At 68.5% G+C, this 24,115-nt stretch carries 22 protein-coding genes and 1 pseudogene; 9 read left to right on the top strand and 14 right to left on the bottom strand.

From position 1 onward, the window contains the following. Nucleotides 1-286: 286 nt before the first annotated feature. Entirely contained in the window at nt 287-667 is a 381-nt protein-coding gene (locus O7624_RS27410; RefSeq protein WP_282237860.1) for a hypothetical protein, read from the top strand. 87 nt (nt 668-754) lie between these two features. On the opposite strand, the gene pyrE is transcribed toward O7624_RS27410, so the two are convergent. Continuing rightward, nucleotides 755-1,279 carry an orotate phosphoribosyltransferase gene (pyrE, locus tag O7624_RS27405; protein ID WP_282237859.1) on the bottom strand — a complete coding sequence of 175 codons (525 nt, stop codon included), beginning with the start codon at nt 1,277-1,279 and terminating at the stop codon, nt 755-757. A gap of 237 nt (nt 1,280-1,516) precedes the next feature. Next, nucleotides 1,517-2,053 (bottom strand): TetR/AcrR family transcriptional regulator, encoded by a 537-nt coding sequence (locus tag O7624_RS27400; RefSeq protein WP_282237858.1) that lies wholly within the window; start codon nt 2,051-2,053, stop codon nt 1,517-1,519. A gap of 133 nt (nt 2,054-2,186) precedes the next feature. Here O7624_RS27400 and O7624_RS27395 point away from each other — a divergent pair, with 133 nt between their 5' ends. Next, nucleotides 2,187-2,555 carry a nuclear transport factor 2 family protein gene (locus O7624_RS27395; protein WP_282237857.1) on the top strand — a complete coding sequence of 123 codons (369 nt, stop codon included), beginning with the start codon at nt 2,187-2,189 and terminating at the stop codon, nt 2,553-2,555. A 194-nt stretch (nt 2,556-2,749) separates the two neighbouring features. On the opposite strand, the gene O7624_RS27390 is transcribed toward O7624_RS27395, so the two are convergent. The 3 genes and pseudogenes from O7624_RS27390 to O7624_RS27380 all read right to left on the bottom strand — a co-directional run bounded on the left by O7624_RS27390 (nt 2,750) and on the right by O7624_RS27380 (nt 5,668). After that, a complete protein-coding gene (locus tag O7624_RS27390) occupies nt 2,750-3,493 on the bottom strand; it encodes a GNAT family N-acetyltransferase (RefSeq protein ID WP_282237856.1) in 744 nt (247 codons plus the stop codon). Between the two features lie 566 nt (nt 3,494-4,059). Next, nucleotides 4,060-4,920: pseudogene (locus O7624_RS27385) on the bottom strand (NAD(P)-dependent oxidoreductase); the annotation flags it as partial. 34 nt (nt 4,921-4,954) lie between these two features. Then, complete coding sequence (locus O7624_RS27380) at nt 4,955-5,668, bottom strand: SDR family NAD(P)-dependent oxidoreductase (RefSeq protein WP_282237854.1); 714 nt, start codon at nt 5,666-5,668, stop codon at nt 4,955-4,957. A 108-nt stretch (nt 5,669-5,776) separates the two neighbouring features. Between O7624_RS27380 and O7624_RS27375 the strand changes: the two genes are divergently transcribed. After that, the gene (locus O7624_RS27375) at nt 5,777-6,715 is read left to right on the top strand and encodes an AraC family transcriptional regulator (protein WP_348774967.1); all 939 of its coding nucleotides are present in this window, start codon (nt 5,777-5,779) and stop codon (nt 6,713-6,715) included. A gap of 87 nt (nt 6,716-6,802) precedes the next feature. Here O7624_RS27375 and O7624_RS27370 read toward each other — a convergent pair whose 3' ends face one another. Further along, nucleotides 6,803-7,633, bottom strand: coding sequence for an alpha/beta hydrolase (locus tag O7624_RS27370; RefSeq protein WP_282237852.1), 831 nt, complete (start codon nt 7,631-7,633; stop codon nt 6,803-6,805). Between the two features lie 77 nt (nt 7,634-7,710). On the opposite strand from O7624_RS27370, the gene O7624_RS27365 reads away from it, so the two are divergent. Beyond that, nucleotides 7,711-8,766: a sigma-70 family RNA polymerase sigma factor gene (locus O7624_RS27365; protein ID WP_282237851.1), complete on the top strand. Its 1,056-nt coding sequence runs from the start codon at nt 7,711-7,713 to the stop codon at nt 8,764-8,766. 197 nt (nt 8,767-8,963) lie between these two features. Here O7624_RS27365 and O7624_RS27360 read toward each other — a convergent pair whose 3' ends face one another. Further along, nucleotides 8,964-10,889, bottom strand: a complete 1,926-nt coding sequence (locus O7624_RS27360) for a serine hydrolase (protein WP_282237850.1) — start codon at nt 10,887-10,889, stop codon at nt 8,964-8,966. Between the two features lie 482 nt (nt 10,890-11,371). Between O7624_RS27360 and O7624_RS27355 the strand changes: the two genes are divergently transcribed. From O7624_RS27355 to O7624_RS27345, 3 genes are all read left to right on the top strand, one after another. Further along, nucleotides 11,372-13,957, top strand: a complete 2,586-nt coding sequence (locus O7624_RS27355) for a helix-turn-helix domain-containing protein (RefSeq protein WP_282237849.1) — start codon at nt 11,372-11,374, stop codon at nt 13,955-13,957. A gap of 66 nt (nt 13,958-14,023) precedes the next feature. Then, nucleotides 14,024-14,857: an orotidine-5'-phosphate decarboxylase gene (gene pyrF / locus O7624_RS27350; RefSeq protein ID WP_282237848.1), complete on the top strand. Its 834-nt coding sequence runs from the start codon at nt 14,024-14,026 to the stop codon at nt 14,855-14,857. A gap of 127 nt (nt 14,858-14,984) precedes the next feature. Continuing rightward, a complete protein-coding gene (locus O7624_RS27345) occupies nt 14,985-15,203 on the top strand; it encodes a hypothetical protein (RefSeq protein WP_282237847.1) in 219 nt (72 codons plus the stop codon). 105 nt (nt 15,204-15,308) lie between these two features. Here O7624_RS27345 and O7624_RS27340 read toward each other — a convergent pair whose 3' ends face one another. The 4 genes from O7624_RS27340 to O7624_RS27325 form a co-directional block, all read right to left on the bottom strand. After that, nucleotides 15,309-15,815, bottom strand: a complete 507-nt coding sequence (locus O7624_RS27340; protein WP_282237846.1) for a hypothetical protein — start codon at nt 15,813-15,815, stop codon at nt 15,309-15,311. A gap of 71 nt (nt 15,816-15,886) precedes the next feature. Beyond that, nucleotides 15,887-16,384: a response regulator transcription factor gene (locus O7624_RS27335; RefSeq protein WP_282237845.1), complete on the bottom strand. Its 498-nt coding sequence runs from the start codon at nt 16,382-16,384 to the stop codon at nt 15,887-15,889. A 243-nt stretch (nt 16,385-16,627) separates the two neighbouring features. Beyond that, nucleotides 16,628-17,278, bottom strand: coding sequence for a signal peptidase I (gene lepB, locus O7624_RS27330; RefSeq protein ID WP_282237844.1), 651 nt, complete (start codon nt 17,276-17,278; stop codon nt 16,628-16,630). 97 nt (nt 17,279-17,375) lie between these two features. Next, the gene (locus tag O7624_RS27325; RefSeq protein ID WP_139233254.1) at nt 17,376-17,885 is read right to left on the bottom strand and encodes a hypothetical protein; all 510 of its coding nucleotides are present in this window, start codon (nt 17,883-17,885) and stop codon (nt 17,376-17,378) included. A 248-nt stretch (nt 17,886-18,133) separates the two neighbouring features. Between O7624_RS27325 and O7624_RS27320 the strand changes: the two genes are divergently transcribed. Continuing rightward, on the top strand, nt 18,134-18,664 hold the full coding sequence (locus O7624_RS27320) for a pyridoxamine 5'-phosphate oxidase family protein (protein WP_282237843.1): 531 nt from the start codon (nt 18,134-18,136) through the stop codon (nt 18,662-18,664). 238 nt (nt 18,665-18,902) lie between these two features. Continuing rightward, on the top strand, nt 18,903-20,705 hold the full coding sequence (locus O7624_RS27315) for a carbamoyltransferase C-terminal domain-containing protein (RefSeq protein WP_282237842.1): 1,803 nt from the start codon (nt 18,903-18,905) through the stop codon (nt 20,703-20,705). Between the two features lie 134 nt (nt 20,706-20,839). On the opposite strand, the gene O7624_RS27310 is transcribed toward O7624_RS27315, so the two are convergent. The 3 genes from O7624_RS27310 to O7624_RS27300 form a co-directional block, all read right to left on the bottom strand. Beyond that, entirely contained in the window at nt 20,840-21,301 is a 462-nt protein-coding gene (locus O7624_RS27310) for a hypothetical protein (protein ID WP_282237841.1), read from the bottom strand. Between the two features lie 173 nt (nt 21,302-21,474). After that, nucleotides 21,475-22,659, bottom strand: a complete 1,185-nt coding sequence (locus tag O7624_RS27305; protein WP_282237840.1) for a serine hydrolase domain-containing protein — start codon at nt 22,657-22,659, stop codon at nt 21,475-21,477. A 195-nt stretch (nt 22,660-22,854) separates the two neighbouring features. After that, nucleotides 22,855-24,090, bottom strand: coding sequence for a serine hydrolase domain-containing protein (locus O7624_RS27300; RefSeq protein WP_282237839.1), 1,236 nt, complete (start codon nt 24,088-24,090; stop codon nt 22,855-22,857). Nucleotides 24,091-24,115 lie beyond the last annotated feature (25 nt).

The raw sequence follows: 24,115 nt of genomic DNA, 5'->3' as shown, positions 1-24,115 counted from the left end.
TCGCACGAGCACCCGGGAGGCAACCACTTTGTCCCGTGTCTCTTGCGTCGCCATCGTACGAAAGGCCCATCCGTCAGGATGGATCTGCCCGAGGGGCCGGGAATCGTCAGCTACCTGCCGTCGTGCTCGGCAACCCAGGGCGAGCCTGTTCTTCCACGACTCAACTGGACGAATCGTGCTCGACTACTGTGCACGCGTGCCCATGTCTGTGGACCTGTCGAGTCCGGCTTCGCGCCGGGAAGCACTCCGGATAGTGGACGTCGGCGACCCGCGTCCCCATCACGGGATGCTGCGAGAGATCTTCGACCGCGAAAGGGCCTGGCGCGAGAGTCCCGACGACGGGGAGAGCGACGAGTACGAGCAGATCTACGTAGCTGCCTTCCTGCTATTCCTGATCGGTGATCCCGCAGACTCGTGCCGCCTGTACGGCGCGAAGTTCCGCACTGGTGACATGGATCTGGGTTCCGGCTTCGACGCCCAGGCCATCTTCGGAGCGGGTCGACACGAAACGCTGCGGTGGCTCTGGGAGAACGGATACACCGACGAGTACGCGCATCTGTCCGAGTGGTTGGTGCACGCGGAGGACCCGAAGATCGAAGACTGGGCGAGGCACGTACGCGACTACTTCTACTCACCACAGGGCGTTCTGCTGCTGGATGAGCTCTGATCCGGACTCCTCGGCATGCCACAGCCGCTCATACCGGGCGGCCGACGCACACTCCTTCTGCCGCAGATCGAGCCGGCACCGGTGTTTTCACGCCATCAGGGAGGCTTCCAGATCGCGACGGGTAAGGGCGGCGTGGAGCTGTAGCGCCTCGGCTGCCAGGTTCTCGCGACCGCCTTGTTCACGGTCGATGGCGCAGACCACGGTGTCCACCTGGGCGCCGATGGCGCGGAGCTGTCCGCACGACGCCAGGAGGGCGCCTCCGGTGGTCACGACGTCCTCGATCAGAACGACCCGCCGCCCGTTCACGGGACCGCCTTCGGCGACCTTGCTGGTGCCGTACTCCTTGGCGTGCTTCCGCACGAAGACCGTGGGCAGCCCGGTCAGTTGCGACATCACGGTGGCCAGGGGGATGCCGCCCATCTCCATCCCCGCCAGCACGTCGCACTCCGGCAGCAGCGCCACCATCGCTTCGGCGACCTCGCGCAACAGATCCGGTTCTCCCTCGAACAGGTACTTGTCGAAGTACTCCTCGCTGATTTGCCCGGAGCGCAGACGGAACCGTCCGGTCAGATGGCAGGTGTCGTAGACGCGACGCGCAAGCGGGTAGGTCACCCGCCCAGCCTCGCATCCCGGTCTGAATCGGGAACACCGAGCCCGCGTCAGCATCGTGGTGTCCCGAGCGGAGCCTGCGGTGATGCTTCTGCGGGACAACGCCTCACTATCCCTTGCCGACCTGACGGCGGCATCCATCCTGACGATCCATGCCGGGTTGCCTCGATCCCCAACCCCGACTGCACACCTCTGCCGCCCTCCTTCGTCCGCCAAATCGGCGGGGTGTTGCACGCCTTGTCACAGCGGGGCGCGGCACACCCTGAGCACGCTCTCCCGGAATGCCGCACCGGCTTCGGCCTGTGTCATCCGGCCAGCGGTGACCTCCCGACCTGCGGCGTGGCCGAGGCCGATGATCGCGGCGACGTACCAGGTCGTCGGCATCGCCCGGTCGAACTCGCGGCAGCGGCGCTCTCGCTCGAACAGCCGCAGCAGTCCGCCGACGACCGGCTCGTGGCGCTCCCGTTCGTCGCCGTCCCCCGATGCGGCAATCGCCGGAGTGAGCAGCACCGGGTAACGCTCCAACAGTGCCCAACTGGCGTCGACCCACCGTCCCAGGGCGTCAAGGGCGCTGCCCCGGTCGAGGTCGACGCCGCCGAGTTCCCGCGCGACCTCTGCTGTGACGTGCTGCGTCACAGCCTCCAGCAGCGCGCTGCGCGATGGGTAGTGCGCGTAGATCGTCTGGCGGGAGACCCCGGCCGCCCTTGCGATCTCCTCCATCGACGCGTCTGGTTGCCGCCCCAGCAACGCGACCGAGGCGTCCAAGACTGCGGCCATGCTGCGCCTCGCGTCGGCCCGCTGCCGTCGTTGCCGCGACTCCCCTAGCTCAGACACGTTTGTCAAGCCTACCGGGTGGCGCTAAATTTGACGGTACTGTCAGAGCTACGTTGATGCACCTGGAGGCGAACACATGGATGCCAATGTCACCGCCTATCTCATGCACTACCCGCAGGAGGTCACCTTCGGGGAGGACGCGGCAACGGTGTTCGACCGATACCACACGCCCGACTTCGTCATGTGCAATGACGGCATCCATCTCGATCGGGAGAGGCTCCTGGCGCACGTCCGACCGGCCCGCAAGCGCGCCACAAGCGTCCGCGTCGAGGTCCATGAGACGGTGAACTCGGCTGAACGGGTGGCCGCGCGATACACCCTGACCGCAGACATGGCCACCGGGAAGACAATCGCGACGGAGATCTACATGTTCGGGCAGCTCTCGGCGGACGGGCGACTTCGGCGGATCGACCAGGTCACCCGCGACGTGTCACCCGGACGCTGACCCGGGCCCGACCCAGGTCAGCGACCGCCCAACCCAGCACACGGATCACCGCACTGCTCGCCGACACCTGCTGACTGTCGTACCTGCAACCCGCAGGGCGTCCTGATTGCCGGGAAGCGCTCGGCACCGAGAGTGTCATCGGCGGGTTGTCGATACCGCACCCCAGTCGGCAGCCACCGAAGGAGCCCAGGGCTTCAATCCGCGCGGCCGACCCGGCAGCGGTAGGTCCGTACCCGGTCACCGTCGGGTGTGGACCAGTGGGTCCGAGCCTCCCAACCCAACCGTTCGTAGAATCCGGTAGCCCCCAGGGGCCCGGTCGACGTTTGCGCTTCGACCCACCTCGCGCCCGTTTCCTGCACAAGCTCGACGAAACGATCAACCAGCATCATCCCGATGCCGCTCTTGCGCCATTCCGGCTGCACCGCCAGCGCAGTCATGACCGCCACCTGTGGAGCCGCAACCGACCCAGCGCGCGCCGGTCTCACCACAGTCGCCCGGTGTCCCAGCACCCGGCGGATCCACGGCCGGGCCCGCGTTCGTAGGACGCGGAGGGCAACATGGGGCCGGACCGCAAGCGCGGCCAACCCGGCGAGGGCCAGGGGCACCAGTACGCGCCTGTCCTTCGTCAACTCGGTCGTGTAGGCGGCGTGGTCTCTGGCACCGAGCACAAACCCGACGACCTCATCCTGGGGGGCAGCGGTGTCGACGGCGACGACACCCACGCCGTGTGGTGAGTTCAGATAAGTGCGCTGCCATCGGCGGATGAAGCGGGCTCCAAGCGACGGGAACAGCCCGATCGGAAGCAACTGGACGTGAGCCCGGGACATCGCCGGCAGATCCCGAGACCCCGCCTGGCGGAGCGCAAGCCGACCTTCGACGGCAGGGACCAGATCGGGGGCCTGCGGCGCGACGACGCTCCCGCGGAGTTCGTCGATCATGCCGTAAGGAATGTGCATGACATCGACTCCCTTGGTCAGGGCCAGGCGGCTCTGCCCGAGCGCCTGACCTTGCTGCTCACGAGCGGCCCGAGGGCGTCGCGTTTCTCGGCGCGTGGCCGGGTCCGCCGGGCCATCGTCTGGCCCAACCGATCGACCAGCCCTCGCCGACGTCTACCCGTCTGCGGCGGCCGGACACCGGGGGACCGGGAACAGTGAGCCCTGAAAGGGCGTAACGGCCAACGGCGGCGGCAAGCCGGGAAAGGCAGCCGACACGGCCCGTGCCCCTCTCCGGTGGTCATAGCCCGTCGGGGCCTGCCGGTGAGGCGTGGGGTCATTCTCGCCGTGAGCGCGTGGCCTTGTGCGATGTCGTAGATGTCGGCCCGTACGCGCGCGATGGCCGTGCCCGCCTCAGACCGTCCCTGGTGTCCGGCGAACACCCGGATGACGGAGCATCCGACGTTCCGCTCTATCCACGTCTAGGTGGTGCGACGAAGCCGATATGTGTTGGCGCTGCTGCTGGCAGCATCGCCGAGGTGCGCCGCCGCCTGTCAGGCGGGCCGCAACGCTCGGAAGAGTTGAACGACTCCGGTGATGTTGTCCTGGCCATGTCCTCGGTCGATCGCCTGCTGGTAGGTGTCGGCGGCCGTGTGGGTCAGGACGACGGTGACGTGACGGGAGGCAGCGTCTGCGGCGGCGTATCGCAGATCCTTGGCGACCAGATCGATGGGGAAGGACGCCGGGAACGTGTGGCCGAGCATGGCGGTGGCGGCGGTGGCGGCGGCCGGGCTTGCCACCGGAGTGGCGGCGAGGACTTCGACCGCACGGGCGGTGTCCAGGTCGGTGCCGTGCAGGGCGCCGAGCTGCTCGGCGACGGCGGCGACCTGGACGGCAAACAGAGAATTGAGGAGCAGCTTCATCCGTACGCCGGTCCCGGTCGGTCCCATCTGGTGCACGGCGCCGCCGATCTGTCGCAGCACCGGCTCCACCCGGTGCGCCACCGCCGGTCGGCCGCCGACGAGGAAGATGAGTGTACCGGCGTCCGCTTGGGGGCGCGAGCCAAGGACCGGGGCGTCGAGAAAATCCACCCCGCGCCGGCTGCACCGGGCAGCGAGTTCGGCGGAGAACGCCGGGGTCACAGTGGAACAATCGACGGCGACCGTCCCAGGTGCCATCGTGGTCAGCGCGCCGCTCTCCGGCGCCAGCCACACCTCGCGGCCGGCGTCGTCGTCGCGCAGCATGCTGAGCACGAGGTCACACCGCTCGGCGGCGGCCGCCGGCGTCGTCGCCGCAGCGGCACCCACCTCGATCAGGGGCCGCGTCGCCTCGGCCGTGCGGTTCCATACGGTGATGTCGTGCTCGCCCGTGGCGAGCAGTCGGCGGGCCATCCGCGAGCCCATCGCGCCGAGTCCCAACACAGTGATCTTCATAATTTTCCTTTGTCGGTGGGTGGCGGTGCGACGGTCAGGAGCCCATCGCGGCGAACGCGGCGGTGAAGGCCCGCGGGTCGCGATTCCACAGTTCGCCCATGTGCGCGGAACTCGGGTCGGGGTAGATGTCCTCGTCTCCGGCCGCAATGCCGTCGCAGATCGCGGCGGCCACGGAGCGAGGCGCTGCTTTGGGCGCGTCCACACCGGCGAGCATGTCGGTGTCGATGCCGCCGGGGTAGACGCCGTGCACACCGATCCCGGCTCGGGTCAGCGCCGGCCGCAGGGCGAGGGTCAGGGAATGTGCCGCGGCCTTGGATGCCGAGTAGCCCGCCATCGGGGGTGCCGGCGCGTAGGCGAGCAGGCTGAGCACGTTGACCAGCGTGCCCTTGTTCTGTATGAGGATCGGGGTGAACGCCCGGATCATGTCATAGAGGCCGGTGAAGTTGACGGCGAACTCCCGGGCCAGCCCGTCCGGGTCAGCGTCCGGGGCGGGGGCGAACGCGGCTGCGCCAGCGTTGTTGATCAGCAGGTCGATGTCGGTGGCGACGGTGGCGAGCTGCGCGATGGCGGCCCGGTCGGTGACGTCGAGGGCGACGGGCGTGATCCGCTCATCGGGGCGGACCATGCCCGGGTCGCGGGCACCGGCGTAGACACGCTCGGCGCCGCGCTCCAGCAGGGCATCGATGAGGGCGCGGCCCAGGCCCCGGTTGGCTCCGGTGACGAGGGCGGTGCTTCCGGTGATCTCCATGCCGACCACCCTGCCGCTCGCCGATGAGGACATGAATGCCTGCGCTACTCATTTGTTTGCCCGTCCGTCTCATCCGGTCCGCTGCTGTCCCTGCTACGGCCCTACGCTGTGCGGGTGGATGTTCTGGGGGACGTACTGGCGCTGGCCCGGGTCGACGCGAGCCTCATGGCAACCTTCGACGCGCGAGCACCCTGGGCCATCGAGCTGCCGGCCCGCCACGGAGCCGCATTCCACGCCGTAGTCACCGGCACCTGCTGGTTCACCACCGACGCCGCGCCGCCTCGCCTGCTGTCCCCGGGCGACCTCGTGCTGCTGCCCGCCGGGACCCGCCACCAACTGGCCACCGATCCGGGCCTGCCGACCCGCCGCTTCGACGAGGACCTCAAGCGCAGCCTCATCCGTCCCGACGGGGAACTGGTCCTCGACGGGCCGGGGGCGCGGACCCGGATCCTGTGCGCCGGCTACCAGTACGCGACCGACATCGCCCATCCCGTGCTGGGGCTGCTGCCGCCGGTGCTGCACGTGGCCACCGCCCAGCCGGACAGCGGACCCTGGCTGCGCTCGGTGCTGGACCTGCTGGCCCACGAGACCCGCAGCCACACCGCCACCGGCTCCGGCACCGCCGCGCTACGCCTACTCGACCTGCTGCTGATCCACGTCGTCCGAGCCTGGCTCGATACCGAAGGTGACACCATGGCCCCCTCGTGGCTACGCGGCCTGCGCGACCCGGTCACCGCACGTGCCCTCGCCGTGCTACACGAGCGCCCCGGCCACGACTGGACTCTGGACACCCTCGCCACAATTGTCAACGTCTCCCGCGCCACCCTCGCCCGACGATTCACCCACCACGTCGGCGAACCCCCGCTGACCTACCTCACCCGTTGGCGCCTCGACGTAGCCGCACGCAAGCTCCGCGACACCACCCGGCCTGTCGCCGCCATCGCCCATGAGGTCGGCTACACCTCCGAATTCGCCTTCAACCGCGCCTTCACCCGCACCCACGGCCAACCACCCGGCCGTTACCGCCGACACGCCGCCACCGGGTAACCACACCAGACGACACGGCCGACCGCCGGGCCACCGCCGTATCCCCTTGTCCCCCGCTGTCTCTCCGTGCGGCGGCCCGGTGTCGCATCAGCCCTCACGCAGAGCGACACGCAGCCGGGTGGCGAACCGCTCAGGGTCCTCGACGAAGCCGATGTGGCCGCCGGGGAACATGGTCGGGGCGATACCCAACGCCGCGGCGAGGGCCCTTGAGGTGCGGTCGCAGAGCTGGCCGCTGGAGTCCTCGCCGATGCCGACGACGATCCGGGGCGGCGCGGAGCGCAGGACCGCTACGTCCGGCTGCCAGCGGGTGGTCGCACGGAGCATGTGGGCGAATTGGAAGTGTTCGTCCGCGGCCGTCTGCGCGTCCCGCTCGCCGAACATTGCCTCGAACACCTCGTCCGGCAGTTGGATGTTCGCCGTAGCCAGGAACTTCGTCCAGGCACCCCGCACATCGCCGGAGAGGTACGTGGCGATCATGTCCTCGGTCTGCTCGCGCAGTTCCTGGCGGTCGTCCAGCAACTCGTCCAGCGGCGGCTCGTGGGCGATCACCGTATGAACCTGCTCGGGGTGGGTCTGGGCGAGGGCGAGTGCGCTGACCGCGCCGCCGCTGGACCCGAGCACGGCGGCCGGGCCGCGGCCGAGATGGGACAGGAGCCGGGACAGGTCATCGGCGCGCATCTCGGGGGTGGAGTCCCGGTCGCGGTCGTCGACGGGGCTGCGGTTGATGCCGCGGGGGTCGGTGGTGAGCACGGTGTGGTCGGTGGCGAGCAGGTCCGCCAGGGGCGCGAACGACTTGGCGTCCATCGGGGCGCCGACGAGCACCACGAGTGGCCCCTGGCCGCGGACCTCGTGGTACAGCCGCGCGCCGGGTACCTCCAGCGTCGCGGCGGTGACGGGAACGGTCGATGCGGCGTTCATCGTGATCCTCCTGGGAACAGGACTGTGTTGCTCCTTCGGAAGTAGGTGACTCGCGTCGTGGGGCAGAATCGTCGCTCGTGAGCGATCTTTTTCTCAGGCCTACGCCGGATGCGACGACCGCGGACGGTGCCGACGCCGACCTGGCCCGTGCACGCGACGGCGACAACGCCGCGTTCACGCGCCTGGTCGAGTCGCTGCGTCGGGAACTGCACGCCCACTGTTACCGCATGCTCGGCTCCACCCACGACGCCGACGACGCGCTGCAGGAAGCGCTGCTTCGTGCGTGGCGAGGACTCGCCCGGTTCGAGGGGCGCGGCTCGTTGCGTTCGTGGCTCTACACGGTGGCCACCCGCACCTGCCTGGATCTCATGGAAACCCGGCAGCGGAGAGCCGTGCCTGTCGATCTTGGCCCGTCCAGCCAACACACCGTGCTCGACGCGGCCCCCCGCACCGACGTCGCCTGGCTCGGGCCATACCCGGACGCGGGTCTCGACGGCGGCCGGGCGAGCCCGCACGCCCGGTACGAACAGCGCGAAGCCGTCGAACTCGCGATGGTGGCCGCCCTCCAGCACCTACCGGGCAACCAGCGGGCTGCGCTGCTGCTCTTCGACGTTCTGGGCTTCACCGCCGCCGAGATCGCCACCATGATGAACACGTCGACGACATCGGTGAACTCCGCGCTGGCGCGCGCCCGCAAGGTCATCGCGCAACGGACTCCCTCCCGCTCGCAACAGCAGACACTGCGCAAGATCGACGACGGCCGCCTACGAGAGATCGTCGTCGCGTTCTCCGCCGCGCTCGAAAACGGTGACGCCGACGGCCTCGTCACCTTGCTGACCAGAGACGTGACCTGGTCGATGCCGCCGCTGCCCCACTGGTACCAGGGCGTCGATGCGGTAATGGACTTCGCGGTGCGGGTCCCTTTGACCGGATGCGGCTCCTGGCGGCACCTGCCGACCAGCGCCAACGGCCAGCCCACCGTCGGCTGCTATCTGTGGAACGCCGACGCCGGCAGGTACCTTGCCTGGTCGATCAACGTCCTGACCCTGGACGGCGAGAAGATCGCTGCAATTACCTCATTCATCGGTTCGGCGCACTTCGCGCACTTCCGGCTACCGGACACCCTTGCCTGATCACGGCACACCGTCTCGGGCTGCCGTAGCCACCCCCGGTGTGTTACCTGAGCGAATCGATCGCTCTCGGCGTGGCTGGACGGCCGCACCCGCCGGACCAGATGTCTCTTCAATGACCGGTGGGGCGCGCGACGCGGCACGCCCCACCGGCTACAGCAGCGGTGCGGTCCTGCTGATGTCGGGGTCGGGCCCTTCGACTACCAGGTGAGCAGGGCGGATCGGATCTCGGCGCGGAACAGTTCGGCGTTGATCGTCCCCACGGCGTTGTCCAGCGACACCGTCGAGCAGGTGTTGCAGACGTACTGATTGTCCACGAACGTGCCGTACACGAAGACCCGCTCGCCCACGACGCCGCCCGACTTGACCGGTAGGGCCATCCTGCCCGCGTTGGTGCGGACGTAGACCCAGCCGTTCGAGCAACCGACCTGGGAGCACGGCACGTTGTAGCTGCCGCCCTTGAAGTGGTTGCGCATGAGGGCGATGAACTGGGCGGCCACGGCGCCCTTGCCCTGCGCGTTGGCCTCGGCCGTCACGATCGCCGCCAGCGGGCTGCCGCCACCCACGCCGGTGTTCATCGGCTGGTAGAACTCGGTGCGGAACTGCCCTGCGCCGAGCAGGGTGCCGTCCTCCACCCCCTCGTAGAGCCGGCCCATGTCGACGAGCGTGGTGAAGTTGCGCTTCCCGCCGAGGTACGCGCAGCCGGCCTGGTCCTGATTGATGGTGGTCGAGGTCATCCCGGCCGCGTTCGCCGCGCCCTGGACCGCTCCCAACCCGTACCTCAGGACGATGCCTCTGGTCGTGCGGTTGTCGGAGATGGACATCATGTTGTCCTTTCCGAAGTCCAGGGTGCTGGTGACCCGGTTGGCCAGCACCTCGTCCGCCGGGATCGGACAGGCGTCCTTCGTGTTCGCGTTGAACGGGCTGTTCGGGTAGTTGTAGTAGGTGAACGACGAGTTGAGCGATTCGCCGTTGCGTACGCTGCGCATGGCGGTCAGGTTGTGCACCGCCTTGATGGAGCTGGCCGGCTCGTACTGCAAGGTGGTTCGCAGGCCGGTGCTCTGGCTGCCGCCCACCCGCTTGAGGTAGAAGCCGAAGTCGGCGGTTGGCAGCCCATCGGCGTCGGTGTACGCGGGCGCGATGAGATCGGTAAGCCGCCGGGTCTCCGCGCTGACGTTGTCGATCATGACAGCGTCGTACCGGCGTGCGCCGCCGACCAGGTACGTGTCCACGTCGAACACTCGCGCCCCGTGCTGCGCCGCGACGTCGAGCGCCTGGCTCAGCGAGGTGAGGCCGAAATGCACCCAGGACGCCTTGGCGTCGCTGCCCGAGTTGTGCACCTGGATGACGTTGTACGTTCCGTCGGCCTGACGTTCCAGGTTGGTGATCCGTCCGCCGAAATCGTCCATCTTCTGCCGCACCGAGGCAGCGCTCTGGTTGAGCCACCACTGCCAGGACTTGGCGTCGGTCCCGGTGTTGGCGACGTAGATGGCGGAGTACACCTTGTTGCCCCCGACAGTGTGCGTCTCCAGATCGGTCAGACGCTTGACCGGGTCACCGACGTTGGGCTTGTTCGCCGCCAGGAAGTCACCGACCGCCGCGGAGGTGACGCCACTCGACCACCACCAGGCGCGCGCGGCGGAGCCGGTGTTGGAGACCATCACCACGGCGTACCGGACCTGGCCGTTGATCACGTACGGATCGATGTCGATCAGCCGAGCGGTGTGCTGGTTGATCTTCTGGCCCACCTCGGCGAAGGTGAGGCTGGGGTACCACCACCAGCCGGGCACCGCGTACGCGCCCGAGTCACGGACCATGACGACGGTGTAGGTGCCGGCGGCGGCGTCGTACACCTCGATATCGGTCAACCGGGCGTCGTGCTCGTCGAGCCGGTCCGTCACGTACTGCTCGGTGACGTTGGTGTAGGACCACCATCCGGTGGCGACGGACACCGACTTGTCGTCGGTGAGAGCGTTGGCATCGGCCCGCGCCGGCCGCTGGTCGATCCAGACGGCGAAGACGGTGGCGAGGACGAGCGCCAACAGCAGGGCGCCGAGCCGCTGAGGGCTGATGAGAACCGTCGAGTTGGTGCGGCTGACGCGCAGCAGGCGATCGGTGTCTGTCATGGGGCCTCCCCTTCGGTCGCGCGGTGCCGTCGCCGGACCTCGCGGTGTCACATGCCGGAAGTTCACGTCGTGTTCCTTCCTCGATCTGATGGGCGGGACGATCCCGCCCACGGACGGTGGCACGCGTTCCAGCCGAGCGCGGGGCATCCTGGACGCCACTGGACGCCACTGGACACGGGCAGACGAGACCGAACCGGGGTAGACACCGGTGCCGGTCGGCACCGTCGAAACCGATCTGCCGGCTACCGGCCACCACCCTCGACCCGGATGCCGGGCCCGCGCCGACCGTCCACCACCGTGGACGGACGCGCCGCAAGCAAGCGCCTTCCCGAAGTCTGGGTGCATTGACGGATATCGGTCGATCTGCTCTCGGTGATCAACCGGGTTGATTACGCTCCCGGATACCAGCGCCCACCGCCGGGCGGCCAGCACGCGGAGGCCGCATGTCCGTACGTCCCGACGCCCGACCGGCGATCGACCGTATGTCTGAGGGATCCCGTTCCGCACTCGCCATCGTGCGCGAGGCCGCCGAGGTGCGGACGGTGCACGATCTGGCCGGGCTGCTGCGCCAGCTGCGGCGCCGACATGCCCGGCAGCAGGGCGACACCCCCTTGACGTACCGGCAGTTGGCGGCGAAGACCGGCTGGTCGCGCGGCGTCATCGGGGAGTACTTCGCGGGAAACGTGCTGCCCTCCACCGAGCGCTTCGACATCCTGACCGGTCTGCTCGGCGCCACTGGCGCCGAGCAGGGAGCGCTGGCCACCGCGCGTGACCGGGTCGAGGAAGGTCGGCGGCCGCCGAATCCGGCCGACCGGCAGGAGGAAACCGAAGTCCCGGTGGCCCAGGCGAGCACTCCGGCAGCAGGTGCCGTGCGGAGATCGACCGTCGTCCCGCACCAGCTACCACCGGCCCTGGCCAGCTTCGTCGGCCGTACCGCGCAACTCGCCCAACTCGACGCCGCCGGCGGTGTCGGCAACGGGTCTGCCGTCCCGGACGCAGGTGGCGCCGGTGAACCCGCCGCGACGAGCGTCGTGCTCTCCGGCACCGCAGGGGTCGGTAAGACGACCCTTGCGGTGTACTGGGCGCACCGGGTCGCCGAGCGGTACCCGGACGGACAGCTCTACGTCAACCTCCGGGGATTCGATCCCGCCGGCCCGATGACGACGCCCGCCGAGGCGGTCCGGGGGTTCCTTGAGGCCCTCGACGTGCCACCCGAGCGCATCCCCGCCCAACTGTCCGCACAGGTGGGGCTGTACCGAAGCCTTCTCGCCGGCCGGCGGATGCTGGTGGTGCTGGACAACGCCCACGACGCCGACCAGGTGCGCCCCCTGCTGCCCGGCAGCCCGGGCTGCCTGGCGTTGGTGACCAGCCGCAACCGTCTCAGCGGTCTGGTTGCCGCCGAGGGAACCCGACCGATAACCGTTGACCTGCTCACCGTCGAGGAGTCACGCCAGCTGCTGGCCCGGCGCCTCGGTGTCGACCGGTTGACGGTCGAACCACGGGCCGTCGACGACATGATCGAGCGGTGCGCGCGGTTGCCGCTCGCGCTGGCCGTGGTCGCCGCCCGAGGACTGGCACACCCGGGGTTTCCCCTGGCCACCCTCGCCGCCGAACTGCGGCAGACGCAGTGCCTACGCGACGCGTTCGACGCCTGCGACGTCGTCACCGACGTGCAGGCGGTCTTCTCCTGGTCGTACCAGAGCCTCACCCCGCCCGCCGCGCGACTGTTCCGGCTCCTCGGTTGTCACTGCGGTCCCGAAATCGGGATACCCGCCGCCGCCAGCCTGGCTGGGCTGCCCCGCGATCAGGTGCACCGGCTGCTGACGGAACTGGCCAACGCCCACCTCGTCACCGAACACGCGCCGGGCAGGTTCGGCACCCACGACCTGTTACGTGAGTACGCAGCCGAGCTCATCGAGAACACCGAGACACCCGAGACCCACCGCGCGGCGATCCAACGCGGCCTCGACCACTACCTGCACTCGGCACACAACGCCGCGCTGCGGTTGCAGCCCAGCTGGGATCCGATCCCCTTGGCCGCTACCCCACCCGGGGTGGTGCCCGAGGCGATCAGCGACCACCGCCACGCGCTGGCCTGGTTCACCGCCGAGCATCGCGTCCTCCTCGCGGCAGTCGCCCAGGCAGCGCGGATCGGGTTCGAGGGGCACGCGTGGCGGCTGGCCCGCACCCTGGTCGACTTCCTGCAACGCCGGGGCCACTGGTTCGACCTGGTCGACGTGCAGCAGACCGCCTTGGCCGCGGCTCGGCGATCGAACGACCCGTCCGGGCACGCCAGCGCCCACCGCGACCTCGCCCGGGTGCTGGCCCGCACAGGCGAGCAGGAAAGGGCGGAGAGTCACTACCGCGCAGCGCTGAAGCTCTTCGGTGAACTCGACGACCACGCCGGGCAGGCGCGTACCCATCGGGCGTTCTGCGCAATGCTGGACCGGCTCGGTCGGCACACCGAGGTCCTGTACCACGCGCAACGCGCCGCGGATCTGTATCGGATCGTCGGCCACCTGTCCGGGGAGGCCAGCGCGCAGAACGGGATCGGTTGGGCGTACGCGCAACTCGGCCAGTACGGGCCGGCGCTCGAACACTGCCGGCGGGCATTGGTGCTGCTGCGCCAGACCGACGACCGGCACGGCGAGGCGAACACCTGGGACAGCCTCGGCTTCATCCACGACCGTCTCGGTCGCCACCGTCGAGCGGTCCGGTGTTACCACCGGGCGCTGCGCCTGTTCGTGCAGATCGGTGACCGGTACGACGAAGCGGAGAGCCTGATCCGGCTCGGTGCCAGCCGACGCTCGTCGGGCGACCGGGCGGGTGCCGTGCAGACCTGGCAGCGGGCCCTGCGCATCCTTGACGAGCTCGGTCACCCCGACGCGGAGTGCGTCCGCGAGCAGATCGTCCGCATCACCCGGGGCGGGCGACACGAACGCGCGACGAGCAGAAGAGCGCGTCCGATCAGTCGACGCTCAAGGCGACGCAGGCTGCGGGACCACCGACCGGCAAGCGTGCCGCGGCGTCCGGTGGACACTGCTTCGACTCGCGGCGGGGTTACATGAACCTGCTGGGCCTGAGGTCGGTCAGGTTCAGGGCCGCTGTCGGTAGCCTGGTCGCTGGAGGGCTCGATGGGTTTCTACGAGATGGTGCGCAGTCGGTGGGCTGCGGGACGGCTCGTGTGCGTCGGGCTCGATCCCGATCCAGTTCGGCTGCCGTCGGTCATCCGGGGCAGTGACGCGCGTCGCACCGCTGACTTCTGTCGTGAGATCGTTGACGCTACCCACGACTACGCTGCCGCGTTCAAACTGAACAGCGCATTCTTCGAAGCGCTCGGTGCCGACGGGATCGTGGCCATGGAGCGGGTGATCGCCTACATCAAGGATCGGCACCCGAGTGTCCTCGTCATCGTGGACGCGAAACGCGGCGATATCGCAAACACCAACGAGTATTACGCGACCGCGGTGTTCGACACATGGGGCGCCGACGTCGTGACAGTTCACCCGTACTTCGGTGGAGCCTCGCTCAAACCATTCCTCCGCCGCTCGGAGAAGGGTGCCATCGTCATGGGCGCCAACTCCGATCCTGGGGCGACCGAGTTCCAGGACCTCGCTCTCGCGGACGGTTCGACGCTGTTCGAGCACGTCTGCCGAACGGTCGCGGAGAAGTGGAATGTCCACGCCAATTGTGCGGTCACCGCGGGTGCGAACGATCCTGCCAAGCTCGCTCGCATCCGCACTGCCGTCGGGGAGATGCCGATCCTCCTTCTCGGGATCGGTGCACAGGGCGGCGACATCGACGCGTGCCTGAGCGGCGGCACGGCTGGCGCGACGTTCGGTCTGATCGTCAACTCCTCCCGCGACATCCTGTACGCGTCAGCCGGAGATGACTTCGCCGACGCCGCCCACCGTGCAGCGAGCACGCTCAACGCCCGCCTCGCCTCAGCATCCACCACACGCCCCTAACTTGATTTGAACCTCTGCGGCGTGGGCGGGGTGTGCGCGCTCGTGCTGATGAGTGCGCCAAGCGGCCGGCGTTGGCATGATCGCTGCGTGACCCAACGCCGGACGGAGTCAGCGCGAGTGCTGCCGGGTGCCGAGGTGTTACTCGTGGGCCTGTTCTGCTCCGTTCTCGCGGCGGACGTTGGTGAGCGGGGGCAAGACCCGCGAAGTCGCCGATGCCTGTCGGGCGAGGCAGGTTCAGGTGGTGGTGTTCGCGAACCCGCTGGCTGAGCACCAGCGGGCCGTCCTCGGCGAGATGTTCGACTGCACCGTGATCAGCGGTGAGGACCTTTCCACACGCGGCGGATAGCACGCAGATCTACCGCCGACCGCGTGCCACGGGCGGTGACTGCTCCCGAGGCCACCCAGCGTCCGGACGTGGCCGATGTCAGTGCGTTGGGCCCACGGAGCCGAGTCAGCCGCGGGCGGTGGGCGCGGCAACGGTGGGGCTGTTGACCTCCCGTAGCCGGGAGAAGAACGCCGAAAGTAGGAGGACCGCGAAGATCAACAGGTTGTTGATCCACCGGGGGTCGTCGACATGCAGCGCTGCGGTGAACTGGTCCTTCTCCGCCGCGGTCAACACGGCGGTGGACCGCTCTGCCGCGGCGAAGTCCAGGCGGTCGGGGGCGAACACGAGGTAGGTCCAGATCCGGTGAACGAAGTAGAGCGCGGCCGCCGTGACGAAGAGGATCCGGCGGCTGCCGGGACGCCATCCGAGGACCAGCAGAACCGGGATGATGACGAGTTCGGTGGGGACGTTCGCCGCGATCGCGATGGGAATGCAGATGAGGACCGCCCATCCGGCTCCGATCAGCAGTGCGATCGGCAGTGGGAGGAACTCCATCAGGGACAAACCTTGCACCACGACCGTAAACGCCACGACGAGGGCGAACGACGCGATCCGATCAGCACGCTGCTTCATGCCCCGGGACGCTAGGAGGGACCGCCGGGTAAGGCATCTGCCGAACGGTCTACCGGCGGTTTAAAAGGGGTTTAGTCGAGCAGACCGGCCTCGCGGGCGTGGGCAACGGCCTGCAGACGGCTCGCCGCCTCGAGCTTGCGGAAGATGTGGTTGAGGTGCGCCTTCACCGTGCCGGGCGCGACGAAGAGCATCTTGGCGATCTCCGCGTTCGTGTGGCCGGCCGCCAGGTGGTGCAGCACCTCCAGTTCGCGCGAGCTGAGCGTCTCGGCGGGCTTGCGCTGCACGGCAACCGGCGGCGGACCCTGGGCGGCGACGAGTACGGACAGACCTGCTGGTGCCGCGTGGGCCCGAGACGGTGCCGCAGGAACCCAGCTGACGGCCAGCACCGCAATCGCCAGCACGAACGCGCCGAAAATCGGGATCACCCACCATTGTCCGCTGCCGCGCTCCACCATCGCGAACGATAGCCCAACGATGACGATCGCCCAGACGAAACAGCCGACCAGCACGGCGGCGATGGACAGGCGCCTGCGGATGGACGGTGATCGGAGCCAGGCGGTGACGCGCATCGGCAACTCCCCGAAGTCAGGAACCGCGTCGAGCCTAACCTGGGAAATCCTGCCTCTCGCCATGCTCCACCTTGGGGTTGCGGTGGCCGGTCACAGCTACCGATCTGCCACAGATCAGAACCTCAGGTCAGGCCCGGGGCTCCTTACGATGCGTCAAGAGCAGTTGTGCGCTCATGCCGCCGTCCGATCGCTCAGCGTCGGCCATCTCGGGCGCGTCCGTGGCAAGTGTCAGGTGCGCCCTGGTCAGTCGACCATTACGGCGAAGACCGACGACACCGGCACCGGCCCGGCACACCGGGAGTCGTTCGACCGGGCGCGGCTGTCGCCCATGACGAAGACGGAGTCGGCCGGCACGGTGACCGCGGCGAACCGGCGCGGCCCGCAGTAGTTCGGGTTCGGCGGCTCGTCGAGCGACGCGTCCTCACTCACATAGGGCTCGGCCAGTGGCTTACCGTCGACCGTCACCTTGCCTGAGGTATCGCAGCAGGCGATGGTTTCGCCGCCGACCGCGACGACGCGTTTGAGCAGCGGCGCCTTACGGTCACCCCAGAGACCGCCGGGGGAACGGAGCAGGACGACATCGCCGCGCCGTGCCTCATAGGTGCCGGTTACTGTCTGTGCGGTGACAACCTGGCCGGCCTTGACCGTCGGCTCCATGCTGACGCCGCCCTGGGTGAACTGTTCGGTGGCTCCCGTCCCGGTCGCGTCACCGTCGCCGCAGCCGGCAACAGCCATCACGAGAAGGAACACCAGCAGTCTGCGCATCCGACGGATCCTGCCAGAATCGACGGTGCCGTGCGGTCCGCCGGGCGCGGCGCTACTCGGTACTGCTGCCCCAGGGTCACATGCGCTGTCATGCCGCCGTCCGCTCGTGCCCGTGGTGGTGACGGCCATGCGGGGCTTCGGAGTGAGTGTCCGTTCGCCAACACGAGGAAAAGTCGGTCGGTGTGGCACGTCCTCGGAGTGTGGTTGGGACTCCGGCGATTGTCGATCAATCGACGGCTGCGGTCGGGGAGATCTTCTCGAAGAAGGCGCGTTCGGACAGTACGTGGTGGGGGCGTGGGACCCCGAGTTCCTGACGGACCTCCACGAACAGCCGGACCAGGTGGTCTTCGAGCTGATCCAGCGCCGACGGCTCGACCTCGTCCTCCCGCGGCGGCAGCCCTTCGAGCTGGCGCAGGAGTCCGTAGCCGTACCGCAATGCGTACCGGGCTTCCTCTTGCACCTGGAGCGAGGTCGTGCTCAACCTCAACCGCTCGAACTGAACCCGGGCCTCGTCGTGGGCTTCCCGCATCGTCGTACGGCGGCCCTCCGCATCGTAGCCTCGCCCCCAGAATGCCTGCCGCAGGCGGACGAGGGCCGCAGTGAAGTCGACGCACGCATTGCGCAGCCGCTCGCGCCGCTCGCGGATGTCGGCCTTTCTGGCCCGCCACAGGTCGGTGAGCAGAGTGCCGACGATACCCAAGGCAGTACCTGCCAACGCGAACAGCGCCTCTCTCACGAGGCCGATTATGACGATCGCGTCGGGCGAACGTGAGCCCGTCCTCTTCCAGCCGCAGAGCGTGCGCGTCGCCAGCCGGGAGCCATTCATGTCGCGCCGGCTGCCGTGCGGCCAGCTGGTGTCCGCAAGCCGGGTTGAAGAAATATGACGCAAGGTGTCAGGTTTTGGGTGGAGCATGGGTTCATCGGTCGGCGCCGGTGACAGGCACGGACCTCGGCACAGATAGATAGGGAAAGACAAGGACCTCCATGCGCGAAACCCCAGAAGATCTCGAAAAGCTCCAAGCCCTCCTTGACGCCTCCCTCGCCGGCTCCACCTCCCACCTCCGCTCGATCATCAACACCGCGCGCACACTGAACGCAGAGCAGCTCACCCAGGTCCTCACCGGCATGTGCACCCTCGCTCTGGCCAGCGTGACGGCGAAGGGTGAGCCGCGGATCAGCGGCGTGGACGGGCACTTCCTGCGAGGCAAGTGGTACTTCGGCACGGCGCCCGACGCCGCCAAGGCGCGCCACCTCGCGGCGCGGCCCGCCGTCAGCGCCGCACATATGCGCGGTGAGGACCTCGGCGTCTTCACGCACGGCAAGGTGGAGATCCTCAACCCCCGCAACGGCGACCACGCCGCGGACTGGCCGGACGTGCTCGCGTACTTGAAGGACTTCTACGGCGAAGACCTCTTCGACTGGGACAACGACGTGGTCTACTACCGGCTGCATCCGCACTGGATGACCGTCTATGCCCCAGACATCGCAAAGCTCACCGTGGCGTCCCAGCCCTGATCCACAGCACCGGCCAACCGATGCGCGTCCAAGACCCGCTTCGTCGGAGGTCTCGTTACCGCCTAGCCAAGGGCGAACCGTTCAAGCCAGAAACGGAATACAGCCGTGAGGAATGCATGCCCACTGGTGTGTTACGCACCTTGCCCGGTGATCGGCACCCGGATAGCTTCCGATAGGGAGATCTAATCGCAACGCAGCCGAAACCGCAGCGTGACGCCAGAGTAAAGGATGCCAGCTGATGATCATTCTGGGGTGCAACGGTTTTTCCCGCAGTGCGGAGATGTTTGCCGAACACTATGGCGCAGTTGGCACCGAGAAGCATTACCTGCTCGGGCACGACGCCGGCGCGGCGCTGCTCGTGGACGGCGAGCTGGTCGCCGCGGTTGAGGAGGAGCGCCTCAATCGGCAGAAGAAGACCTCAGACTTCCCGATCAACTCGATCCGCTGGGTCCTGGATCATGCGGGGATCGATTTCGGTGACGTCGACCTGATCGCGATCCCGTGGAACTTCGACGCCAAGGTCTTCGACAGCACGCTGGGCGAACTGGCATCGATCCCGATGCCGCCGATGGAGAAGCTGGTTCGTCTCAACCATATCGGCATGGTGTTCGCCACGGTGCTGGGACACGACGCGATCCTGGCCGACTTCGCCGCTCGTACCGGTTTCACCCCGGACCCTGCGAAGGTGGTATTCGTCCCGCACCACTTCGCCCACGCGATGACGGGGTACTACATGGCGGGGGTCAAGGACGCGGCATTCCTGATCAGCGACGGCCGGGCCGAGCTGCTGTCGTCGCTGACCGGGGAGATCCGGGACGGCCGGATCCGGGTCTTCGAGGACTCGTTCGTGACGGCAAATGACTCGCTGGGCAATCTCTACTCCTGCGTCACGCGGTTCTTGGGATTCGTGCCCAACAACGATGAATACAAGGTGATGGGCCTGGCCGGGTTCGGCGAGCCGCCGTCTCCCAACCCGTTCCTGGAGCACTTCGTCGAACTGCACGAGGGCGGGCGGTACACCATGGTCCTGCCCAACGACCTGGAGAACCCGCGGCAGTTCGAGCCCCTGATCGAGAAGCACTTCGGTCCAGCGGAGGCCACCATCGAGTACCAGTCCCGGGTCGCGGCGGCGGTCCAGGAGATGGTGACCGTGGTGACCCGGCACCAGGTGGCGGCGCTGGAGACCCGGACCGACCTGGATCACCTGCTGGTCGAGGGTGGGGTGGCGCTCAACTGCGTCAACAACACCGAGCTGCTGGAGGGCTCGCGGTTCTCCGACGTCTCGGTGAGCTTCGGCGCCAGTGACACCGGTGTGGCCATCGGCGCGACGGTGTTCGCGTGGGTCAACCACCCGGCCAACACCGCCGAGGTGAAGTACGCGCCGTCGGTCACCCCTTACCTCGGTCCGGAGTACGACGATGTCGAGGTCGAGCGGGCGCTCGGTGAGTTCGCCGACCGGGTGGAGTGGACCGCCCGGCTGACCGATGACGAGGTCGTCGACCAGGTGGCCCAGCTGCTCACCGGCAAGGTCGTGATCGGCTGGTTCGAGGGCCGGATCGAGCACGGGCCCCGGGCCCTCGGGCACCGCAGCATCCTGGCGAACCCGAACTTCCCCGACATCAAAGACATCATCAACAAGCGGGTCAAGCACCGGGAGCCGTTCCGGCCGTTCGCGCCGCTGGTGATGGAGCACGACGCGCCGAGAGTCTTCGAGATGGGCCGGAAGATCCGGTCGCCCTACATGACCTTCGTCTTCCCGGTCCGGCCGGAGTTCCGGGAGGTCATCCCAGGTGCTGTGCACGTCGACGGCACCTCCCGGGTGCAGACCGTCACCACCGAGCAGACCCCAAGGCTGGCGGCGCTGCTGCAGCGGTTCACCACGCTTACCGACGTGCCGTGCCTGATCAACACGTCCTTCAACGTGGCCGGCGAACCGATCGTGTGCAGCCCGACCGACGCGCTGAACTGCTTCCTGAGCACCGAGATCGACCACCTCGTGCTCGGCAACCGCCTGGTCGCCAAGCGTGTCGCGGGTGCCTGAGCGTCATGAGGCGCCCTCCGGTAACGGGACGTGGACCTGGCGGCAACGGTACGTCGACTTGAGGAGCTGTCCGTAGAGCTGCGGGCGTCGACGCAGTGGCGGGTGCACGTGTTCCCCACCGGAGCCACCGCCTGTCAGGGGGTGGCGAACTCCGGGCCGCCCCGGTCGGGGCGCAGCGTCGACCACAGACCGAAGGCGCTGAGCATGAAAAGGACCAGACCTCCGCCGGCTGGCAGCAGCAACCAGGGGTCCGGCTCCCAGGCCAAGGTGGCGCCCGGCCGCGCCACCTTGGCCCTGATCGCGCCGTTGGGCCGGTCGTAGCGCAAGGGGCGGATGTGTACCCGGTCGATGCGGACGCTGCCGTCGTCTGCGGTGAAGGGACCCGAACACGCCCAACCGTCCCGCTTACCGTCAGACTCGAAGTGGCAATCACTGACCGCGACGTGCCCTGGCACCCCGGCGACGAACGCGTAGCTTCGCTCGGCCCCCATCACCATGAGGACCACCCCGAAAACCAGCACAAAGCCGCCGTACGCGGCGGGTGGCAAACCCTGCACCGTGTGGCCTCTGACGCGGTTGCGGGCGAACCGACACATGTCGGCAGGGTACTGACATCGACCAACACCTGACCCGCCCATGTCGCGCAGTGTCGGCTACGCCTGAGAAGTTCAGCCGGCGTTGACCGGCAACCCCGGTCCTGCGGTACTTCCCATGAGCATGGCCTACTGCTGATCGGGCGATGCTGAGAGTCGTACTCCTGCCATGCCGGTCACTTCGCGCAGAGCGCGGCGTCGACGAGGGCGGCCCGGTCGGCGGCGAGGGAGCCGTCCGTGACCGACCCGTTGAGCGAGGTGACCACAAGCGTCGCCGCGCGACCGTCGTCGGTGGCGCCGTTGACGGTCGAGTAACCGGGGATGTCACCGCCGTGGCCCCATGCCACCCCGCCGCAACTCAACGGGGTGCGGAAGAGACCGAGCCCGTACCCCACTCCCGATCGCGGATGCAGCGCGACGGTGGTCCGCATCTCGGCCAGCTGCGCGGGTTTGAGCAGTTTGCCGGTCAGCAGGGCCCGCAGGAACGTGTTGAGGTCGGCCGGAGTCGAGACCAGTTGGCCGGCGGCCCATCCCCAGCTCGGGTCCATCCGGGTGAAGTCGAGCAGTTCGCCGGTGGCTTCGTCGAGCTGGTAACCCTTGGGATGCCGGCCGCGGATACCTTCCTCACCGACCCCGGGCGTGTAGGTGTCGCGCAGGCCGATCCGCTCGATGACCCGGGTGGTGACCAGCTCGTTGAACGGCCGGCCGGTGACCCGTTGGGCGATCAGGCCGGCCAGCAGGTAGTTGGTGTTGCTGTAGGCCCAGTCGCCGGCCGGCCGGCCTGCCCTGGCGTTGGCCATGTCGAGCAGGTCCCGCGGCTCGAAGTAGGTGTGCTGGTACCGCGGGATGTCGATCATTTCCGGGAACATCGTGTCGGTGTAGTCGGGCAGCCCGCTGGTGTGCTGCAACAGTTGGCGGACCGTGATCGCGTCGGCGTCCACACCAGGGCTGCGCATTAGACCCGGCAGGTACGTCTCGACCGACTCGTCGAGATCCAGTGTGCCTTCACCGACGAGCTGCAACACGACGACGGAGGCGAACATCTTGCTGGCGCTGCCGATGCGTACCCGGCCGTTCTTCGGCACCCTGGCGCCGGTGCGCAGATCGGCGAGCCCGGCCGAGTAGTGCTGGTTCCGGCCGCGACGGTCCCGGACGGCGGCCAGCGCCCCCGGGTGCCGATCGGTACCGACGAGCTTCTCGATGCGTTGCCCGATGGCGTCGGGACGGGTCTCGGCCCAGGCGGTGCCGGCCGGGCCGGCGGCCGTGAGACCGCCCGCCGCGATCACCGCGGTCGTCGCCATGGCGACGACCCGGCGACGCGACCGGGTGGGCCGGCGGAGTCGAGTGGGGTGAGTGGGCATGGCAGGCTGCTCCTTGGACTGGGTACGGATGGCGGCCGGACCGCCGCCCGGCCCGGGTGCGCCAGGCGTTCCGGCTAGGCCCGTGTCGAAGTCCTCGGTCGAGCCGAGGCGGTGTCCAGGCGGCGGTCCGGCGAGGCGGGTCGCCCCGTCGGTGGCGGGTCGGGCGAAGGGATCGGGTCAGTTGACCGGCGACGGCTACCTGCCGGCGCACAGGGCGGCGTCGAACGCGTCCAGGACCTGGAAGACGCCGTCGGGGACCGGGCTCGATCCGGCCGTCACCACGATGGTCACGGCGCGACCGTCGGCGGTGATGGCGGAACGGCTGGAGTATCCGTCGATGTCGCCGCCGTGCCCCCAGGCGCGACCGCCGCAGGAGAGGTCGTACCCGGTGGCGCCGAGGCCGTACTGCCACACCAGGTCCGGGAAAGCCTCGCCACCGGGGTGGAAGACCTTGCTGTCGCGCATCTCGGCCAGGGTCGCCGGCGAGATCAGCTTCCCGTACTGCAGCGCCACCAGGAACTTGTTGAGGTCGCTCGGGGTGGAGATCATCTGGCCGGCCGCCCAGGCGATGGAGGGGTCCACCTGAGTGGTGTCGACCCACTTCATCGTCTCCGGGTCAGGCAGGTAGCCCTTGGCGTACGGCCGGCGGATGGTCTTGTCACCGACACCCGGCCAGTACGTCTCGTGCAGCCCGACCGGCTTCAGGATCTTGTTGGTGATCACCTCGCTGATCGGGCGACCGGTGACCTTCTGCACCAGCAGACCGGCCACGATGTAGTTGGCGTTGCGGTACTGCACCTGCCCGCCGGGGGCCGGAGCGTGCGCCTCGCGGGCGAACGCCGAGTCGAGCATGTCGCGCGGCTCGTAGTACCTGTTGCCCCACACGGAGACGTCCGGCAGGTCGTACTCGGGCAGCCCGCTGGTCATGCTCAGCAGGTGCCGGACCGTGATGGTGTGTCCGTCGAAGCCCTTGCCGCGGACCAGCCCCGGCAGGTACATCTCGATCGGCTCGTCGAGCTGCACCTTGCCCTCGTCGACGAGCTGCAGGACGGCGACGGCGGTGAACATCTTGGTGTTGCTCGCCATCCGTACGTACCCGTCGGTGGGCACCTTCGCCCGGGTACGCGGGTCGTTGACGCCGGCGGTGTAGTTGGTGACGCGACCCTTGCTGTCCCGTACCGAGGCCAGCGCCCCGGGCGCGACGCCGGCCTTGACCAGCGCGTCCAGGCTACGTTGGACGGTGTCCTTCTTCGGGCGCTGGGCCTGCGCGGCGTCGGCGTACTGGATGCCGATGCCGGCGGACGCGACCAGCGCGACGAGCGCCAGTGCGGCGGCGGTGCGACGGCCGGCGCCGAACCGTTTACGCGGCGTCGCGGCGCCATCGTCGTTGTTGATCGCCTTACCGGACCTGTCCGTGTGTTGCGGTGACATGGAATCTCCTGGTGAGTGTTCGGAT

It is taken from the genome of Verrucosispora sp. WMMD1129, from assembly GCF_029581255.1.
Lineage (GTDB): Bacteria > Actinomycetota > Actinomycetes > Mycobacteriales > Micromonosporaceae > Micromonospora > Micromonospora sediminimaris.
This window is presented reverse-complemented; position numbering and strand designations above follow the sequence as displayed.

Coding starts and splice junctions, on each gene's coding strand:
- O7624_RS27410 (WP_282237860.1), top strand. CDS start 287: ATGCTGCGAGAGATCTTCGACCGCGAAAGGGCCTGGCGCGAGAGTCCC.
- O7624_RS27400 (WP_282237858.1), bottom strand. CDS start 2,053: ATGGCCGCAGTCTTGGACGCCTCGGTCGCGTTGCTGGGGCGGCAACCA.
- O7624_RS27395 (WP_282237857.1), top strand. CDS start 2,187: ATGGATGCCAATGTCACCGCCTATCTCATGCACTACCCGCAGGAGGTC.
- O7624_RS27390 (WP_282237856.1), bottom strand. CDS start 3,493: ATGATCGACGAACTCCGCGGGAGCGTCGTCGCGCCGCAGGCCCCCGAT.
- O7624_RS27380 (WP_282237854.1), bottom strand. CDS start 5,668: ATGGAGATCACCGGAAGCACCGCCCTCGTCACCGGAGCCAACCGGGGC.
- O7624_RS27370 (WP_282237852.1), bottom strand. CDS start 7,633: ATGAACGCCGCATCGACCGTTCCCGTCACCGCCGCGACGCTGGAGGTA.
- O7624_RS27360 (WP_282237850.1), bottom strand. CDS start 10,889: ATGACAGACACCGATCGCCTGCTGCGCGTCAGCCGCACCAACTCGACG.
- O7624_RS27355 (WP_282237849.1), top strand. CDS start 11,372: ATGTCTGAGGGATCCCGTTCCGCACTCGCCATCGTGCGCGAGGCCGCC.
- pyrF (WP_282237848.1), top strand. CDS start 14,024: ATGGGTTTCTACGAGATGGTGCGCAGTCGGTGGGCTGCGGGACGGCTC.
- O7624_RS27340 (WP_282237846.1), bottom strand. CDS start 15,815: ATGAAGCAGCGTGCTGATCGGATCGCGTCGTTCGCCCTCGTCGTGGCG.
- O7624_RS27335 (WP_282237845.1), bottom strand. CDS start 16,384: ATGCGCGTCACCGCCTGGCTCCGATCACCGTCCATCCGCAGGCGCCTG.
- lepB (WP_282237844.1), bottom strand. CDS start 17,278: ATGGCCGTCACCACCACGGGCACGAGCGGACGGCGGCATGACAGCGCA.
- O7624_RS27320 (WP_282237843.1), top strand. CDS start 18,134: ATGCGCGAAACCCCAGAAGATCTCGAAAAGCTCCAAGCCCTCCTTGAC.
- O7624_RS27315 (WP_282237842.1), top strand. CDS start 18,903: ATGATCATTCTGGGGTGCAACGGTTTTTCCCGCAGTGCGGAGATGTTT.
- O7624_RS27310 (WP_282237841.1), bottom strand. CDS start 21,301: ATGTGTCGGTTCGCCCGCAACCGCGTCAGAGGCCACACGGTGCAGGGT.
- O7624_RS27305 (WP_282237840.1), bottom strand. CDS start 22,659: ATGCCCACTCACCCCACTCGACTCCGCCGGCCCACCCGGTCGCGTCGC.
- O7624_RS27300 (WP_282237839.1), bottom strand. CDS start 24,090: ATGTCACCGCAACACACGGACAGGTCCGGTAAGGCGATCAACAACGAC.